This window comes from Mariniphaga sediminis (assembly GCF_003573545.1).
Classification (GTDB): Bacteria; Bacteroidota; Bacteroidia; order Bacteroidales; family Prolixibacteraceae; genus Mariniphaga; species Mariniphaga sediminis.
Genome location: NZ_QWET01000010.1, coordinates 152227 through 171017 on the forward strand (window position 1 = coordinate 152227; position 18791 = coordinate 171017).

The following is an 18791-nucleotide window of genomic DNA, read 5'->3' on the forward strand; positions in this document are numbered from 1 at the left end:
ATCATTCTTTTTCAGATATTGAAGCTGACATTCTCGATACGGTTAAAATTTTCCCAAACAGCTTCTTTTAGTATTTCAGAAGAAATATTTTTTAACGCTGCACCCTTTTCATAAACCATTTCTACCGAACCTTCCCATTCATCGGTTTCAATAAAAATCTTATCTAGGGGTAACAGCCGGAATGACTCTACGGCTTTGGAATTTTCTTCAAAAAGCGCTTTCCCAAAGGAAAACAGAATCTTTTTAGTTGAAAGCTGCTGTGTCATTTCGGGGCTCCCATTGTAGCCGTGAAAAATCCAGGGAATTACAGGCTTATTTTGATTATGCCATTCCATAATCTCATTCCAGGCTTTAACACAATGAATGATCAACGGTTTCTGGTATTCTTCGGCCATAAAAGCCTGCACGTTAAAAACCCGTATTTGTTCCCTAAAATCGGTTTTCGCCAATTTATCGAGGCCACACTCCCCCACAAATATTACATGGTCAAGTTCCAGGGCATCTTCCATCATCAGCAGCCGATCGTTGTTCTCATCTTTAGATTTTATTTCCCACGGATGTAGTCCAACTGAAAAAAAGTTCTTCCCGGTAAAAACCGGAATATCATCTCCCGGATAAATATTACCCACTTTAACTGTATCCTCCGGAGCCTGGAGGTGATGTGTGTGAATATCAATAAACGGGACCGGGTTCACAATCAATGTTTTAAATCATTTCAAGTATTTTCACTACTACATTCTCAGCTCCGTCAGCAATTTGGTCGATGGTAGCATCCAGCATGTAACATGGAGAGCTAACCAATTTGTATTTTTCATCAACCACAATTTCGCCATGTGTTGATTTCACATGGATTCCGCCAAAATTTTCTATGGCATTTGCATCTGCATCATCCTCGCCGACCGTTACATTAACATCTCCTAAAATCTTTGCCACCAAAACAGGAGCAATACACAAAGCGCCAATTGGCTTCCCGGCATCCACCGTATTTCGGATGGCATTCTCTGCCTCGGGAATAACCACACAATCAACACCATCAAATGCATAGGAACAAAAATTCTTTGCCACGCCAAACCCACCCGGGAAAATAATGGCATCAAAATCCGCCGCATTATACTCATTCAGGGGTTTGATATTTCCTCGTGCAATGCGTGCCGCTTCCACCATTACATTTCTTATTTCAGGCATTTCTTCGCCTGTTACATGGTTAACCACATGTGTCTGGATAATATCAGGTGCAAAGCACTGGTATTGCGCCCCATTCCTTGCAATAGACAGCATTGTCAGGGTTGCCTCATGAATTTCTGCTCCATCATAAACTCCGTTTCCAGCCAAAACAACTGCGATTTTCTTCATTTTTTCGATTTTTAGTTTTTTTTCAAAATTACGGTTTTGTGGGGGAAAAATAAAAAATACCTCAGCTAATTTCTTCTAAATTGAAAGGTGTTTCCTGGTAAACGTAATAATTCAACCAATTGGAGAACAACATATTAGCAGTAGACCCCCAGCGCATTTGTGGTATTTGGGAAGGATCGTTACCAGGATAATAGTTTACAGGGATATCAATGGGTAGTTTTTTAGCCAAATCACGCTTATACTCTTTGTCAAGTGTATGGCGCGAATATTCTGAATGCCCGGTAATAAACAGTTGCCGGCCATTTTTTGCTTTAACTACAGCTACCCCGGCCTCTTTCGAACTGACAATTACCTCCAGCCCTTCCACCTTTTCAATGTCTTCAGCCCTGATTTCCGTATGGCGCGAATGGGGCATATAAAAGACATCATCAAACCCTCTTAAAATGGGTAGCTGAGAATTTGTATGCGTGTGTTCAAATACTCCAAATATTTTCCGGGGAAGTTCATACTTGGGAATTTTATAATAATGATGCAGTCCGGCCTGCGCTGCCCAGCAAATAAAAAGGCTGGAATAAACGTGGTGCTCTGCCCAGTCGAGAATTTCTTTCATTTCCTCCCAGTAATCCACTTCCTCAAAAGGCAGTAATTCAACCGGCGCACCTGTTATAATCATTCCGTCGTACTTTTTGTTCTTTAACGCATCAAAGTTCCGGTAAAACTGCTGCATGTGTTCCGACGAGGTGTTTTTGGAAGTATGCCCTTTCATTTTCAAAAAATCAATCTCAATCTGTAAGGGGGAATTGGACAATAATCGAAGCAAATCGGTTTCCGTGGTCACTTTCAATGGCATCAGGTTAAGAATAACAATTCTCAAAGGCCGGATATCCTGATGTGCCGCACGCGATTCATCCATCACAAAAATATTCTCTTCCTGGAGAAGTTTGATGGCGGGTAATTTGTCGGGAACATTTACTGGCATCTCTTTTAGTATTAAGATTTTTACATGAGAGTAATGAGAAAGCTACTGACAAACAGGCCTTCTCACTACTCTTTACTCGTTATCATTCAAGTTTTTAAATAATTAACCAATTTTATTCAACGCTTGTTCAAAATCGGCAATAATGTCATCAATGTGCTCCAATCCTACACTTACGCGAAGCTGCGACGGGTAAACCCCGGCGGCAATCTGTGCCTCTTCCGAAAGTTGCTGGTGCGTAGTGGCAGCCGGTTGGATAATTAACGTTTTGGCATCGCCCATATTCGCCAGGTGACTTGCCAATTCAAGACTATTCACTACCTGGTTGGCGGTATCTTTGTCCCCTTTTACAGTGAATGACAACATACCACCAGCGCCTCGGGGAAGATATTTCTTAACATTCGGATACGATGGACTGCTTTCCAGACCGGGATAATTTACGTTTTCCACCTTCGGATGCTGCTCCAGCCATTGGGCAAGGGCGAGTGCATTTTCCACGTGGCGATCCATCCTCAACGAGAGCGTCTCAAGTCCCTGCAATAGCAGGAATGAATTAAACGGGCTGATAGCAGGTCCGAAATCGCGCAGGCCTTCTACCCGGGCTTTAATAATGAAACCGATATTTCCTAACGGGCTGTCGAAGTTGAATACATCCCAGAACTTTAAACCGTGGTAGCCTTCCGAGGGTTCCGTGAAGCCGGGAAATTTCCCGTTCCCCCAGTTGTAAGTCCCCGCATCCACAATGATTCCACCGATGCTGTTACCATGACCGCCAATCCACTTGGTGGCAGATTCAACTACAATGTTGGCACCGTAGTCAATCGGACGAAACAGGTAACCTGCCGCCCCAAACGTATTGTCAACTATCAGCGGGATATCGTACTTCTTAGCCAGTGCTCCCAATGCTTCAAAATCAGGAACAACATATCCGGGATTCCCGATGGTTTCAAAAAACAGCGCTTTGGTGTTTTCATCAATTAGTTTTTCAAAAGCTTCTACGGTTAAACTTTCTGCAAAGCGCGCCTCAATTCCGAGACGTTTGAACGAAACCCTGAACTGGTTGTGCGAACCACCATATAAAAAGGGCGAAGTCACAAAATTATCACCTACCTCTAGCAGGGTATTAAAAATTAGAAACTGTGCTGCATGACCAGAAGCTACTGCCAGTGCAGCTGCTCCCCCATTCAGGGCCGCTACCCGTTGTTCAAAAACATCGGATGTTGGATTCATAATCCGGGTATATATATTCCCAAATTCCTTCAGGGCAAACAAATTAGCGGCATGTTCCGCGTCATTAAATACATAAGACGTGGTTTGGTAAATAGGAACTGCCCGCGAGTTGGTCGTTTGGTCGGGCTCTTGTCCTGCATGGAGCTGCAGGGTCTCAAACTTTAAATTTTTAGTTGTCATAAATACTTATTTTTTGGGTTAAAAATTAAAATCGTCTTTTTGCGGTGCGTTAAAAAACGCATTGTAAATTTCACATACACTTTTTTCTTTATCCGATGTTTTTACTACCAGGTAACTTACAAGATCAGATGCGCCGGAGCCGCTCAAAACCACATTGATTTTACTCCTTGCTACTGCTCCAAAAATTTTAGCCGATACGCCATAACTTTGCTGCATTCCGTGACCTACCACACCCACCAGTGATACATCTTCGATAACAGTTATTTCCTGCACCGATGAAAAACCCAGTTGACGGATCAGTTTATGGGCTCTGTTTCCCGTTTCCCGTTCCAGTATTAAATTGATAGAAACCTGTGAAGTAATGACCGACTTGATGTTGATTCCTGCCAAATTCAACTGCGAAGTCACTTTCGCAAGAATACCCGGTTTGAGCCCTACTCCCGGCCCGTCGAGCCGCAATAAAGAAACATCGTCGGTACAAGCAACACTTTTTACAACCTGTCTTTCCACAAAGGTTTCGGTATTAATTACTGTATCGATCTTTCCTTCACCTGAATCAGTATTAACAACATAAATGGGAATGTGTTCAGCCTCCAGCGGCTCTACCGTACGGGGATGAAAAGAATAGTGATCGAAATAGGCCAGTTCACTGGCTTCGGAATAGGTGAGCCGTTCCATACGCGGGGAGTCAGGAACTATGGCAGGATCTGCCCGTAAAAAGTCATGATCCAGTCCCCACAATTCCAGCTTAGATGCTTTTAATTCCCGGGTTAAAAAAGCCGCCGTGTAATCGGCAGCGGTTTTACCGGCCCTTGCAATTTTACCTTTTTCGGTGACCCCGTAGGATCCCGGAAACAGGAAAAACCTACCGGAAAGTTCAGCCAGCTTTTGGTTGTTTACCGACAGAAAAGTGGCATTCCCAAAATCGGGGGTAACAAGCAGTTCTATGTGTTCAGGCCATAAAACCTGAACTGTAATTCCCTGCTTCTCCAGCCGGTCTTTCAGAATTTCCACCGTCAGTTTTTCACTGAAACTAAGCAGCTGATCTTTCAGGGCTTCGGAATAATCACCAATCAATCCAATCCCTTTCAGGATTCCTGTGACCTGTTCCACCAGGATAGTGTAAGATGAAGACGGTTTACTTCCTGTCCGCTCAGCATAAACGGCAATCAATTTTTCATAAACAGAACCTGAATCAGTCCTAAAAGCTTCATCCACTGCAGTACGAATAATTTTTAGTATTTCCGGCACTGCAGAGGAAACAATAAAACTGCGGTCACGCTGCTTCGTTAAAAAAGCAGTCAAATTTTTAATGGATGTGGTATTGCCTGCATGGCTACCACCCAATCGAATAACTTTATCCGACATAGTATGTAAAATAAGAAAAGTAAAACTTTGATTTATTGAACGCTAAAACCTGTGTGCCTTCAATCAATGGGAAACCACCGAGTGAAGGCTAGCGCATAGACATGAAAAAGGACGGTACAATAAATTCACAAACCCAGGCGGGATTTGCCCGGTCATTTTTTGAAGTATTTCGAAAATGTGAATTCATTTTTTTTACCGATTTTTTCAGAGTACAAATATACGTGGTTCTTCTGAAAAACCAAACTTATTTGGAATGAGTTTAGATAAAGATCACATTAAAACTTTTTAACTATCTGTGAACAAAATTCGATACTGGCAGGTTTAAATTGGCATGTTCAGAAGGTGAAACAAGCCAATACATTTTATTTATATTTAAACTCAATTAACTTTGCACCGCAAAAATTCATAATAAGATACCATGAGTTACAACTTACTTCAAGGGAAAAGAGGGATTGTTTTTGGAGCATTAAATCCCGATTCCATTGCATGGAAAGTAGCAGAACGTGCTCACGAAGAGGGAGCAACACTTACGTTAACCAATACAGCAGTGGCCATGCGTATGGGTGAAACCCAAAAGCTTGCTGAAAAGCTGAATACCATAGCTATCTCTGCCGATGCCACGAATGTAGAAGACTTAAATAACCTTTTTATACAATCGATGGAAGCCCTGGGCGGGAAGATTGACTTTGTGCTCCACTCCATCGGCATGTCGCCCAATGTAAGGAAAGAGCGGCATTACAGTGATCTGGACTACAACTATCTGAATAAAACCCTCGATGTTTCAGCAGTGTCGTTTCACAAAGTACTTCAAACGGCACGAAAACTTGATGCCATCAACGAATGGGGCTCGGTGGTAGCGCTGTCTTATGTTGCAGCCCAACGTACTTTTTACGGGTACAACGACATGGCCGATGCCAAAGCACTACTGGAATCCATTGCGCGCAGTTTTGGTTACATATACGGAAGGGAACGCCGGGTGCGTATCAACACCATTTCGCAGTCGCCCACCATTACTACGGCAGGCAGCGGAGTGGCAGGATTTAACCGGCTACTCGATTTTGCCGAACGTATGTCCCCTCTGGGAAATGCTACAGCCGAAGAATGCGCCGATTATTGCATCACCCTGTTTTCGGACCTTACGCGAAAGGTAACAATGCAAAACCTGTTTAATGACGGTGGTTTCTCCAACATGGGAATGAGCCTCAGGGCGCTTCAGCAATACGAAAAAGGCCTTCACGAGGATTGTGAATGTGGTCCGGCAGCGGAAGAACACCATTTTGATTAAAACAATGCCTTAGCATCTTTTCAAAAAATTTCGGTTAAAAGATTGGAGAATGGGTTGATTCGAAGGTGAATCAACTACTGTCCGGGTGCATTTTCTTGTGGCAAAAGGCTACAGAGAAGCGGGGAAATAATATTCGCCAAGGATTATGCTGTCCCCTTAAACCGGAAATAATTTAAGAAACATTTAAGGTAGAAAGAAAAACACCCGGGTGATGCGGTTTTTAACCGCGTCAGTTTTACGGGTGTTTAAAATAACTGTTCCCGAGGTGGGATGCAAGTTGAACCGAGGCAAACTAGTCGGCAATTAAAAATCCGATCCCAATAGGGGTGATGCGGTTTCTAACCGCGTCGGTGTTCTCCCCAATTAAGTAATGCAGTTTGTAACCGCGTCCTTTGAGGAAAGAAGAAAACGCACAGAAGCAGCATTGAAAGTCCTGCGTTGGAATCCAGGATCAAAAAAGCTGATGGAAAAACACCAACGCGAACAGGAGGTACTGAGAAAAAAAATGGGACGGCAAAAAAGATGAGTTCCCTCAAATATAACTTCTCCGCTTTTACGGATTTTGATCTCCTTCTCCAATATTTGGATTGGCATCTATTTCTGTCTGTGGAATCTGCAAAACAAATTTTTCTGACTCAGCCGGCAACTCCATAATCAGGGCAACGACCGGGTTATGATTGCTGTTGTTCCGGTCTATCCCCCTTTTGATCCGTTTTATATCGAACCCGGAAAAACCTTCCCCCCACAGTTCAATTCTTCGCTCCAATAAAATCTCGTTCAGCAGTTCCTCTCCTGAGGCAGTAACAGTAACCGGATTATCATAACGGTTATCCCGCAACTCTTTCAACAAGGCACGTGCCGGCACATCTTCATCCAATCTTGCTTTGGCCTCTGCTTCAATAAGCAGCATCTCTTCGGGCCGCATCATAACTAAATCAGCAGCAAACTCTTTATCTCCACCAGCCGCAAACTTATACGGAATGAGCCTGCCACTTTCAATAGAAGCAGAATCCACCAGTTGTTTACGAACATCTTCTTCATCCATCTTCCGGAATAACTCCAGGCTAAACGACTTGGGACTGAGACCGTAACCACAGTATCCCCCAATTGTCCAGTCAACATGCGAAAACCAGGATCCGTAGGTTGTCGATTGTTCATTGTTTACTTCCAGTCCCCACATCCAGTTTTGTTGTAAATAATTGTCAAAACCGGAGCTGAATTCCTCAACCGACATGACACTGTATCCCTCCCGTGCTTTGGAAGCCATTTCAGCAGCAGTTTCCCATTGCCCCATCACGAGTGCTACTCTTGCCCAAAGTCCCCGGGCTACATTCAGGGTAGGATCTGAAATATGCCGTTGGGGCAGGTCACTTCCCTCAAACAACTGAATCGCCAGATCCAGATCATTTGTAATCTGATTGTAAACTTCGGAAACGCTGCTCCGGGGATTTCCGTCAGTAGAAGCTTCGGTATAAACCGGCACGCCGGGGTCATTTTCATGACCCAAATAAGTATGCTGAAAAAGCTGAATTAACTGAAAATAGGCATAAGCACGTAAAGTGAGTGCCTGCGCTTTCAAATTCTTTCTCAGGTTTTCACTTTCAGCTGAAGCACCATCGATTTGATTAATCACTCCGTTTACATTGTAAATGATACGGTAGAACAGGCTCCAGACGTACAGTGGCCTTTGGTCAGTAGCGCCCCGGTTCTCCAACCGGTAATCTGTACCAAACCAATGATACTTCTCAACCGCAATATCTTCTCCCATCAAATCAACAACGAGATCGACCGTTTTTACTCCAAACTGATCATGCTGATTTTTACCACCATGGTGGCTTCTCATATCGCGAAGCACCCCGTCAATTACCGTTTGGGCGCCATCCACCGTCTGAAAAATGGCCAAATCAGGAATTTGATTGGTAGGTGCCGTTTCCAGATAATCTTTGCTACATGAGACTAATGATAGAACTATTGCAATGATGTAATATCCTGTCTTTTTCATCTTCATCTGATTAAAATTGAACATCTAAACCAACAGATATTGTTCGTATGGGAACATATAGCCTCCCGATATTTCCGGTAAACGATTGCCGCGGATCAAGCCCCCTGCGTGCTGAAACCAGTGCCAGGTTATCGGCAGTAAGCCGTAATCCAACTGATGCAATATTAATCTTCGAAACCAGCCGGGAAGGCACTTGATAGCCAAACGAAACATTCCTGACACTCAGGTAACTTGCATCAGTCAGGAAACGGGTAGAGCGCCTGTTGGTGTATTGATCGCCATTCACTGCCGGAACATCAGTATTCGTATTTTCAGGTGTCCAGCGGTTTAAAACATCGCGGTGAAAATCGGTCCCAAACAGGCCGGAATGCAACAACCACTGGTAAGGCTGGTCCATTACCTTTCCTCCTATTCCAAAACTCAGCAACACGGACAAGTCGAATCCATAAAAGAAAATACTGTTACTCACTCCCCCAAAAAGATCAGGGATAGAAGAACCAACATAATAGCGGTCAGCCAGGGAGTAGGAATCGGTCACTCCTTTTTCTCCGGTTAGCACGGGATCTCCGTTACTATCATACATTTCATTACCATTCGTATCTGTTTGAATGATATTATAGTACCACTGCGACTTTCCGTTATCCGGATTAACGCCGGCATACTCCTCAATCCAAAAATCGTATATTGACCGGCCTACTTCCCACCGCTTATTGCCATTAACAATAAATTCCTGGGGCAATTCCTTTATTTTATTTCTGAAGCGCCCCAAATTGATGTCTAAGTTCCAGCTTACATCCTTTGTTTTTAATAATAACGCCCCCATTTCAAGATCGAATCCGTTATTCGATAACCGCGCAATGTTGGCATCGATGGAAGTAAACCCGGTGGAAGGAGGAAGAGGTTGCTCAAAAAGCAAATCCTCGTTTCTTCTGGAATAGTATTCAAAATTCACGGAAAGGCGGTTGAACAGTTTCACGCCGACACCAAAATTAGCAGAACTTAACGACTCCCAGGTAAGACCGGGAGTAGCGAGCCTGCTGGCCAGCAACCCTGGATATTCAATATTGTTCACCCCGGCTTCATAAAGTCCCTGGTACCCATAAAATGAGCCGATTTTGTCATTCCCCTGCTTGCCGTAACTCATTTTTACTTCCAATGTATTCAGCCAGGAATAATCCTTCATAAACATTTCCCGTGAAAGCATCCAGGCTACGCCGGCACTCCAAAAACTTCCCCATCGTACTTCTTTTGCAAAACGTGAATTACCGTCGGTGCGAATACTAAAATTCGCAAAATACCTATCTCCAAAGGCATAATCGATTTTGGCAAGGTAACTTTCCAACCGGTAATTATCCTCAAAAGAGCCGGACCCATCGCCAACGGCAGCAGCATCCAGTTCAAACAGTCCGGGAAACGGGAATCCGGAACGTTTGGCTGAAAGAACATTGAATTTGTAATTATAATTTTCGTGTCCGGCCAGCGCCCGGAAAATATGCTCTCCAAAATCTTTTTGAAAACGAAACATTTGGTTGGCTGTGTAGGAAACAGTCCGATCGGTTTGGCGGGAAGTGCGTCCACTGAAGTTCTGCCCGTCACCATATTTCATGTTTTTGTGCGACAACCCGTTAAAATTAAAATAATCGGCACTTATAGAACTTTTAAATGAGAGTTCGCTGGTCAGTTTAAAATCGATAAACGAACGAAGAGTAAATACATCCTTTTTATAAAGCTGCTTGTCCAGTTTAATAGTTCCCAATGGGTTTACCCCCGGCGTTAATCCCCGAGAGCGATCATAGTCGGTTCCGAAGTCAAATAACCGGTTTCCCTGGGCATCCGTTTGCAACTTGCCGTCATTGTCATACAAATAGACCGGGTAAATAGGTGCAACAAGCCCTGTAAAATAGAACGGATTCAGATAATCTGTACCGTAAGAAAGCGGGTAATTTTGTTCCGAAAGTGCTCCTGAAAAATTCACACCGGCTTTTATCCACGGATTAAACTGTGTATTTACATTTGCCCGTACAGTATATCTTTTCAGGTTTGAGGCCTTTATAATCCCTCCGTCGTCAAGCACAGTACCTGAAAGAAAATAAGTTGTTTTTTCCGTTCCCCCGCGGGTACTAAGTATTACTTCCCGGTGTATTCCCTGAACAAACAATTCATCGGTCCATTTGTCACGCCATAAAAACCCGGCATCCGGATTAATTTTACCGTTGGACTGAACAACCTCACCATCAGGGACATTATAAGCATTATACCCTCCCAGTGTGGAAATGAGTTGCTCGCTTGCCTTTGCATTTGCTTCCTCCATACCGGTACCGGTTTGAATCAATGCATTTCTGATTCCTTCCCATTGCAATTCATAGTATTCCGGTACCGAAACCCTTTCATATTCCGGGATTGCCCTATCTGATATCCCGTACCGCAACTGAAGACGAAGTTCGGAAGTTCCCGGCAGGCCGGCTTTTGTGGTAACAATAATAACACCGTTAGCCGCCCGCGAACCGTAAAGCGCCGTTGCCGAAGCATCTTTCAGAATAGTTAACGATTCGATTTCCGAAAGGGGGATGGAACTCAGGTTTCCGTCGTAAGGAAAACCATCGAGGACCACCAGAGGGCCGGCATCGCCAAAAGTATTAAACCCGCGAATGCGAATCTCAGCCTCTTCGCCCGGCTGCCCGTTGCCGTTGGTGGTGAGGACTCCGGCCGATAACCCTTGTAATGCCTTGGAAAAACCTGCCGTTTGAAACCGCTCCAGTTCATTTGACCTGACCGTACTTACAGAACCGGTAAAACGTTCCTTTGGCATAGATCCATAAGCCACAATCACCACCTCATCAACACCCACAATATCAGGCTCAAGGGCCACATTCAGTGTGGAGCCTGAAACATTTACTTCCACTGTTTTCATTCCGATATAAGAAAAAACAAGTGTTTTTGCATTTTCCGGAAGATACAGCTGATAAAAACCATCCTGGTTCGTTACAGTCCCCACTGTTGTTCCTTTCACAACAACTGAAACTCCGGCAACCGGAGCTCCTTTTTCCACGCTGGTAACTTCGCCGGAAACTTTGTGAACCTGAGCATATACAATACCTGAATTTAACCAGAGGAGGGACAAAACTAACAACGCGCAACTTTTCATAAATCAGTACTTTATTGTTCAGTTTCTAAAAGGGAGGGCTAAAATAGTGAAAAAAGGAAAATTTTAAATAAAAAGAAAAACAAATGTCAATATGTGAGGTTTGTATAAAAAAAATGTTGCAAACAATTAAATGGTCTGAAACATATTTACTGTATATTCACAGAATTGATGTTTACATGCTAATTCAATGACAAATAATATCATTTCATTATGAAAAAGTTGATTTCATTTTTAATCCTATCCTTAACACTGCCATTCTTTACTTATTCGCAGGAACCCATAAATTTAGTAGTGATTGGTGCCCACCCCGACGATTGTGATATTGATGCGGGAGGAACGGCTATCTTATTTGCCAGGGAAGGCCATAATGTACTTTTTGTATCTCTCACCAACGGAGATGCAGGCCACCACGAAAAAGGGGGCGGTGCACTGGCAAAAATCAGGCGTGCAGAGGCACAGGAAGCTGGAAAACGGTTTGAAGTAGAATATATTGTACTGGATAATCACGATGGAGAGTTGATGCCTACCCTTGAAAACAGGCTGGATGTTATCCGGTTAATCAGAAAATGGAAAGCCGATGTAGTCATTGGCCCCCGCCCCAACGATTACCACCCCGATCACCGGAATACAGCCATTTTGTTGCAGGATGCCGCCTTTATGGTAACCGTGCCGAATGTGGCTTCAGATGTGCCGGCGCTCAGAAAAAATCCGGTTTTTCTATATTCGGAAGATCGGTTTCAGAAACCATATCCTTTCCAACCTGATATTGTTGTCGACATTTCAGATGTGTTCGATCAAAAAATATATGCCTTGGCGGCACACGAGTCTCAAATGTTTGAATGGCTACCCTGGCTCAGCGGACGACTTGACAAAGTTCCCCAAACAGAAGAAGGCAGGCTTAAGTGGCTCGCTGAATGGCGCAGGCCGCATGTAAATGAACAGACAAAAACGTCCCTGGAAAAATGGTATGGCACAGAAAAAGCATCGAAAGTAAAAATTGCCGAAGCTTTTGAAATTTGCGAATACGGAAGGCGGCCTTCGGAGGAAGAAATCCGAAAATTGTTCCCGATGCTGGGGAAATGAGACTCCTGATAATTTAAATGAACTGAAAATAAACCGTTTCTTACGGCAAGTAGGAATATGATTGGATAAAAGCTCATTTTTATTATAAGTTTCATGCGTTTTTGGTTACTCGTATTCATAAGTTTTCTCCTTCCTGTAAGTGCTTACCATGCGCTTGCCCAGGAAAATTTTGAAGTACGCAAGGTGGTTTTTTCAGGAAATAAAACATTAAAAAAAGATTTTCTGCTGGAAAAAATGGCCCTGGAAGAGGTCTCCTACCTCGAAAAGGTTTTTACAAAAAAAGAGCCTTTCCTTTACAGTGAGGAGTTGATAAATATTGACCTGGAACGCCTCGAACGTATTTACCAGAGTGAAGGTTTTTTATTTGTAAAAGCCACACTTCAGCCACTAATTGTCAATCAAAACAAGCAGACTCTGAAATTAAAAATTAAGATCGAAGAAGAAGAACCGGTAATAACCGACAGCATAGCCATTCGTATTTCGGAAGAAACAAATTTAAATACCGATTCCCTTTACAAAAAACTTTCAGGACAACTTCAACTTGTACACGGCAAAAGATTCCGGGACGAGGCCATAAAACAGGATATTCGTCTCATTGAGGACGCCTTCAAAAGCCTTGGTTATGCCTATGCTACCGCAGACTATACCCTGGACTTGTCCCCGGAAGAATCTTCCACTTCCATTTTTTATTCGGTTCAGGCAGGACCCAAAGCCCATATAGGTAAAACTTCTGTTTCGGGGAATAAGCATGTTTCTGAGGAATTTATCAAAAAACAACTGAGATACAGTGAAGGGGACCGATACAATAAATCGCGCCTCGATAAAACACGGCAGGATTTATACAGCCTGCAGTTATTCCGGGTGGTTTCTGTTTTGCCCGAAAAAGATGCAAAAACCTACCAAAGTCCAATCCCTGTAAATATTTATGTAGAAGAAGCTCCGCGACTGAGCACAAGGTTTGGCGCGGGGTACGGAACCGAAGACAAATTCCGAACGTTTCTCGATTTTAACTACCGGGGATTTTTAGGCGGGGCACGCCGGCTCAATCTCTACCTGAAACATTCGGCACTGGAACCGTATGCCGTACGTTTGCGGTGGATTCAGCCCCGTTTTCTCGGATTGAACAGCACGATTTCTTTGAACCCCTTTATTGTACGAAACCTGGAACCCGGTTACGACACCCGTACTTTCGGTGTAAATATTCCGCTCTCTTACCAGTTTAACCCCTGGCTTACAGGAAAAATAACCTACTACCTGGAAGACGTTCAGCAACATTTGGAAGCAGGCGACATGGAATTTCCGGATCAGGAAAGTGACAAATTTCTGTATAACAAATCAGGGTTTTTACTGAGTGCTGTTTATAACAACTCCACTCCGGCATTTTCTCCGGCGAGTGGCATAAACCTGTCGCTCGGCTTTAAACTGAACGGACATCTGTTTGGGAGCGATTTCAACTACACGCGATTGTGGGGCGATGTGCGCTCCTACCATAAAATCGGTACAGGCATTCTGGCTGTTCGTGCCATGGCAGGAAATATCAGCTCGGCCGACGCAAGCGGGTTTATTCCGGTAGAAGATCGTTTTTATTCCGGGGGAAGTAATTCTATCCGCGGATGGAACCGTTCTGAACTGGGTCCCAAGCGGGAAAGCGGTACCCCGCTGGGGGGAAAGAGTATTTTTGAAAGCAACGCTGAAATCAGGTATCCCGTGATTTGGAAATTAAGCCTGGTAGCCTTTTTTGAAGCGGGAAATGTATGGGAAGAATCCTGGACATATGATTTTAACGACCTGGGATACGCTGCCGGCTCAGGGTTGAGAATTGAAACCCCCATCGGACCCGTACGTTTCGATGTGGGATTTCCGCTTTGGAATGAGAAAAAAAGTCCCCAGTTTTTTATCAGTGTGGGACAGGCATTTTGAGAAGAAAAATGAAGAAAGGAATAAAATACAGCCTTCTTGTTCCGGGATGGATTGTCCTGGGAGTCATATTTTTTATGGTATTGGCAGGTCTGCTCATTCAAACGGAACCGGCCAAAAGAAAAATTGCCGATCTTGCAGAAAAACAAACCTCCCGTTTACTAAACGGAAATCTGGTCATCGGGAAAATAGAAGGAAACTTCTTCTCCCACCTCATTTTAAAAGATGTATTTATTACGCAAGGAACGGATACTTTAGCGGGCATTGCTGAAATAAATGCCAGTTATAACCTGTGGCCACTATGGAACAAAACAATCGATGTATATTCTGCTGAAATTATCAGGCCGCAGTTATATCTCGAACAACAAAACGATTCCACCTGGAACATCCGGAACTTAATGAAACCCGGACAAAAAAAAGAGACTACAGATTCCGACGGTCAGACGGCGATGAGACTAAAGCTTTCGGCATTCCGCATTGTGGAAGGAACTATCCGAACAAAAACCTTGGATACCATTATTCCTCAAACGGTTGAAAACCTGAATACAGAACTGTCATTTTATTTTTCAGAAAACGAACAGCAAGCCACCCTGAAACAGTTTTCCTTCAACACCATCCATCCTGATTTTAGCTTATCCCAGCTTGAATTTTCTTTTACCCGCAACCCAAATTTTATGGAGCTGAAAAATTTCAGGTTGCAAACGGCAAAAAACCTTTTGGAGGGAGAAGCTGGTTTTGAACAGGAACTTCATACCGGAAATGCCCAAATTAACAGCCCTGCACTTGATGTAAAAGAATTCAGCTACTTTATTCCCCACCTGAAAATACCTGTCCGGCCAAAAATCAATATCAATGCCGGCATGACAGAGGAAATCACCCGGGTTGCCCTTGAAATGGAAAATCAAAACCAGAAGATTCAGTTATTTCTTTCATCCACCAACCTTGTTCCATTTCTTTTCCATACGGATGAAACCCAACTTGATTATGCGCTTACAGGAAAATTTGACAATGTTGAACTGGCCCACTGGCTGGGAAATCCTAAACTGAACTACTTTATCAACGGAGAGATTTCAGCAACAGGCAGGGGAACCGACCCCGGCACAGCCAGCGTCCAGGTTACGGGGCAACTGAATAACTGGCTGGCAAAAGACAACCAACCGGACAAACTGTTTTTTGACGTAAGCCTAAACAGTGGAAACCTGTCAGGCCTTTTGCAGGGAAGCGGAAAATTTGGAAATATCAAACTAAACCATTCCATTCAGGACGTGATGAAAAATCCGGTCTACTCGGCAAAAATTACTACCCGTAATCTTGATCTGGCGCGACTTACCGGAAGGGCCAATCTGAGTTCAAACATGAATATAACCGCGCACATTAAAGGAGAAGAATTTACCCCTGAAAAAATAAAGGCAGCTATCCGGATGACCGTTTCCAACTCATTTTTCCAGAAAATCGGTTTGGAAAATATGGTTGCATCAGCCCGCTACAGCAGCCAGAATATCCAACTGGATTCATTGTGGTTAAAAACCCAAACGGCCACACTCACTGCTAAAGGGAATTACAGTTTTATAACGTCTTCTAATTTACTGCTTGCCACTGAATTTTCAGGGTTGGAGGAATTCAGCACCTACCTCCCGGGCAGCAACCTGAAAACCCGCGGCACACTGACTGCCCGGTTAAGCGGGAAACCCGACTCACTACATCTGGAATCGCAGGCCAAACTGGATTCCACACAATATGAAACACACTTGCTGGGCGAGCTTACTTTAAACGCAACAGTAAGGCTAATGCCGAAAGACACTATTTTTAATGCACAACTGTTGGCAGCAGGAATAACATCGGGGGCACTGAAGATAGACTCCGTTGCAGCACAAATGGAAGGCACTCCGGATTCGGTATTTCTGACAACCAATCTGACAGCCGGTGATTTTTCCACCCGGTTGCAAACCGGCGTTGTCCCGGGCAGAAAAACAAGGGTTACTCTCGAAGATTGGGAAATAGCCTTTAAAGACAAACGGTGGATGCTGCAAAACCCCCCGGCCATAATCGAGATTGAACCGTTAAATTATTATGTGGAAAACCTCCGACTGATATCAAATGACATGAATCATTCCCTGTTCCTTTTTGCGGAAGGAAACATTAGCCTGGACGGAGAAGAAAATTTTACACTGGAAACAGGCCGCTTAAATGTAGGTGATTTCAGTGAGCTGTTTGGACTTGAACAACCGGTTTCCGGGCTGCTTGATATACAACTGGACTTGAAAGGGACTGCCGACTCCCTACTTTTATTTTCGGAGTTTTTATTGAATGACGTTGCCTATAACGGATTCCGGATTGCCGAAATTTCCGGGAATGTGAAACATATCGAAAACCGGGTTAGTATAGAAACACTGGTACTTCCCGGGGACAGTGGAAAGATAGCATTTTCAGCTTCCCTTCCGCTTGGGTTTCAACCCGATTCGATGGCCGTTCACTTTAATCCCAAAGATTCGGTACAAGGGCTGCTTACTGTCAGGGATTTACCCCTCAACATACTCGAAACATTGGAAATCTCAAAAAATATCTCCGGATTTCTTGCAGGAGATATCAACATCTCAGGAACAGTGGAAGCCCCTCTCCTATCCGGAAACTATACGGTGAACGACGCCGCTTTCAGTGGATACGGTTTTCCCGGTTTTGGCGGAAAGTTCGATTTCAAAAACAATCTTTTTTCTACTGAAAACCTGATTGTTCCTCAAGACAGTGGCCGATTGAATTTAACCGCGACGCTACCACTCAGATACCAACCCGATTCATTAAGTATCGGGATCAACCCGAAAGATTCGGTAAGCGCAAAACTTTTGGTGAACAAAATCTCCCTGGCCGTTCTGCAGGCAATAAACCCGGCGGGCACCATCGAAGGATCTCTTGAGGGGGAAATAAACGTTTCCGGGCCAATCGGTTCTCCCCAGCCTTCCGGGAACCTGAGCCTGAAAGATGCTTCAGTAAAAATGAATGAATATGGGATTGACTATCGTGATGTCAGTCTCGACCTCGATTTTTTACGCGATAAACTGGAAGTAAACAATTTTCGGATACAGAGTAAAGACGGCAACCTGACCGGAACAGGCAGGATTGACTTTGCTTCGGATTTTTACAAAGGCAATGTCAGCCAGTCGGAAATTACTCTGAAGTTTGATAAATTCCAACCTTTCAATCACCGGCAGTTTAACATGCAGGTAAGCGGAGATGCCGCACTTGGCGGGAAAAAAGGCGAAGTGGTTTACAGTGGCGAAGTGACTATTCCCCAGGCCGAAATTTATATTCCCGCAGTCATGCGTATGCTGGGAAAAGCCACCATACCGGAAATGCCCAAACCTGTTTTGATGCAGGAAATGGAAAAAATGTCTGCTTCCGGTGACTCCGTAAACATAGCACCCCCTGTAAAGATAAAAGCAGACAGCACCCGGTTCGATTACCTCGATCAATTCAACGGGAAACTTCGCATTAAAATCCCGCGAAACACCTGGATCAGAAATGAGTATTTATACGTCGAAGTATCCGGAGATGTCGAACTCATTAAAAACAACGACTATTTTGAACTGTTTGGTTCAGTAGATGTAGTAAGGGGACAATACGATATGCTAGGAAAAACTTTTGTTATTGATGATGGCTCCATACGGTTTCAGGGAGGGGAAGAAATGGTTCCCCAAATGGATATCAACGCATCCTACACATTCAGAAATGCTCAACGGGTAGAACAAAAACTTTCGGTCAATATTAAAGGTACAGCCAACTCTCCCGAAGTGAGTTTCCAACTGGATGAAAGTTCGGTGAGCGAAGGAGATGCCTTATCCTATATTTTGTTTGGAAAAAGCATGAACGAATTGACCATTGATGAACACTACAATGTGGCCGGCGCAGGCGGCGGTGGACTGGCCGGAAAGGCAGCAGCATCCATTCTTTCTTCTCAGATCACCAACTTTTTAGGTGACAAACTAGATGTCGATTACATCGAAGTGAAAAGTGACGGAGGCTTTGACAATGCTACGGTTGTTGTGGGCAAATATCTCACAAACGATCTGTTTGTAAGCTACGAGCAGCGATTTGGAGAAACCGATGAAAAAAATATTGCCAAGTACGAAGTAAAACTGGAATACGAACTGTTCCGCTTTTTATTTTTTGAACTTAACAACTCATCAAACGACAGCGGTTTTGATGTTATTCTTAAATTTGACGCAGAATAAGCTTTAATTTGAATGCAGAGGTGCCA

At 43.8% G+C, this 18791-nt stretch carries 11 protein-coding genes; 4 read left to right on the plus strand and 7 right to left on the minus strand.

What is annotated here, in order from left to right; translation table 11 throughout:
• Positions 1 to 11: 11 nt before the first annotated feature.
• The 5 genes from D1164_RS14465 to D1164_RS14485 all read right to left on the minus strand — a co-directional run bounded on the left by D1164_RS14465 (position 12) and on the right by D1164_RS14485 (position 5107).
• A complete protein-coding gene (locus D1164_RS14465; RefSeq protein ID WP_172594472.1) occupies positions 12 to 695 on the minus strand; it encodes a TatD family hydrolase in 684 nt (227 codons plus the stop codon).
• A gap of 10 nt (positions 696 to 705) precedes the next feature.
• Positions 706 to 1353, minus strand: coding sequence for an isoprenoid biosynthesis glyoxalase ElbB (gene elbB / locus D1164_RS14470; RefSeq protein WP_119350716.1), 648 nt, complete (start codon positions 1351 to 1353; stop codon positions 706 to 708).
• 61 nt (positions 1354 to 1414) lie between these two features.
• Entirely contained in the window at positions 1415 to 2332 is a 918-nt protein-coding gene (metA, locus tag D1164_RS14475) for a homoserine O-acetyltransferase MetA (RefSeq protein WP_119350717.1), read from the minus strand.
• Between the two features lie 102 nt (positions 2333 to 2434).
• Positions 2435 to 3739 carry an O-acetylhomoserine aminocarboxypropyltransferase/cysteine synthase family protein gene (locus D1164_RS14480; protein WP_119350718.1) on the minus strand — a complete coding sequence of 435 codons (1305 nt, stop codon included), beginning with the start codon at positions 3737 to 3739 and terminating at the stop codon, positions 2435 to 2437.
• A gap of 18 nt (positions 3740 to 3757) precedes the next feature.
• On the minus strand, positions 3758 to 5107 hold the full coding sequence (locus D1164_RS14485) for an amino acid kinase family protein (RefSeq protein WP_119350719.1): 1350 nt from the start codon (positions 5105 to 5107) through the stop codon (positions 3758 to 3760).
• 418 nt (positions 5108 to 5525) lie between these two features.
• Here D1164_RS14485 and D1164_RS14490 point away from each other — a divergent pair, with 418 nt between their 5' ends.
• Positions 5526 to 6392 (plus strand): enoyl-ACP reductase FabI, encoded by an 867-nt coding sequence (locus D1164_RS14490; RefSeq protein WP_119350720.1) that lies wholly within the window; start codon positions 5526 to 5528, stop codon positions 6390 to 6392.
• 553 nt (positions 6393 to 6945) lie between these two features.
• On the opposite strand, the gene D1164_RS14495 is transcribed toward D1164_RS14490, so the two are convergent.
• Positions 6946 to 8394, minus strand: a complete 1449-nt coding sequence (locus D1164_RS14495) for a RagB/SusD family nutrient uptake outer membrane protein (protein ID WP_172594473.1) — start codon at positions 8392 to 8394, stop codon at positions 6946 to 6948.
• Positions 8395 to 8404: 10 nt separating this feature from the next.
• Positions 8405 to 11539 carry a SusC/RagA family TonB-linked outer membrane protein gene (locus D1164_RS14500; RefSeq protein WP_119350722.1) on the minus strand — a complete coding sequence of 1045 codons (3135 nt, stop codon included), beginning with the start codon at positions 11537 to 11539 and terminating at the stop codon, positions 8405 to 8407.
• 210 nt (positions 11540 to 11749) lie between these two features.
• On the opposite strand from D1164_RS14500, the gene D1164_RS14505 reads away from it, so the two are divergent.
• The 3 genes from D1164_RS14505 (at position 11750) to D1164_RS14515 (ending at position 18765) form a co-directional block, all read left to right on the plus strand.
• On the plus strand, positions 11750 to 12622 hold the full coding sequence (locus D1164_RS14505; RefSeq protein WP_119350723.1) for a PIG-L deacetylase family protein: 873 nt from the start codon (positions 11750 to 11752) through the stop codon (positions 12620 to 12622).
• Positions 12623 to 12715: 93 nt separating this feature from the next.
• On the plus strand, positions 12716 to 14542 hold the full coding sequence (locus D1164_RS14510; protein ID WP_119350724.1) for a BamA/OMP85 family outer membrane protein: 1827 nt from the start codon (positions 12716 to 12718) through the stop codon (positions 14540 to 14542).
• Between the two features lie 8 nt (positions 14543 to 14550).
• Positions 14551 to 18765, plus strand: a complete 4215-nt coding sequence (locus tag D1164_RS14515) for a translocation/assembly module TamB domain-containing protein (protein ID WP_119350725.1) — start codon at positions 14551 to 14553, stop codon at positions 18763 to 18765.
• Positions 18766 to 18791 lie beyond the last annotated feature (26 nt).

Coding starts and splice junctions, on each gene's coding strand:
- elbB (WP_119350716.1), bottom strand. CDS start 1,353: ATGAAGAAAATCGCAGTTGTTTTGGCTGGAAACGGAGTTTATGATGGA.
- metA (WP_119350717.1), bottom strand. CDS start 2,332: ATGCCAGTAAATGTTCCCGACAAATTACCCGCCATCAAACTTCTCCAG.
- D1164_RS14480 (WP_119350718.1), bottom strand. CDS start 3,739: ATGACAACTAAAAATTTAAAGTTTGAGACCCTGCAGCTCCATGCAGGA.
- D1164_RS14485 (WP_119350719.1), bottom strand. CDS start 5,107: ATGTCGGATAAAGTTATTCGATTGGGTGGTAGCCATGCAGGCAATACC.
- D1164_RS14490 (WP_119350720.1), top strand. CDS start 5,526: ATGAGTTACAACTTACTTCAAGGGAAAAGAGGGATTGTTTTTGGAGCA.
- D1164_RS14495 (WP_172594473.1), bottom strand. CDS start 8,394: ATGAAAAAGACAGGATATTACATCATTGCAATAGTTCTATCATTAGTC.
- D1164_RS14500 (WP_119350722.1), bottom strand. CDS start 11,539: ATGAAAAGTTGCGCGTTGTTAGTTTTGTCCCTCCTCTGGTTAAATTCA.
- D1164_RS14505 (WP_119350723.1), top strand. CDS start 11,750: ATGAAAAAGTTGATTTCATTTTTAATCCTATCCTTAACACTGCCATTC.
- D1164_RS14510 (WP_119350724.1), top strand. CDS start 12,716: ATGCGTTTTTGGTTACTCGTATTCATAAGTTTTCTCCTTCCTGTAAGT.
- D1164_RS14515 (WP_119350725.1), top strand. CDS start 14,551: ATGAAGAAAGGAATAAAATACAGCCTTCTTGTTCCGGGATGGATTGTC.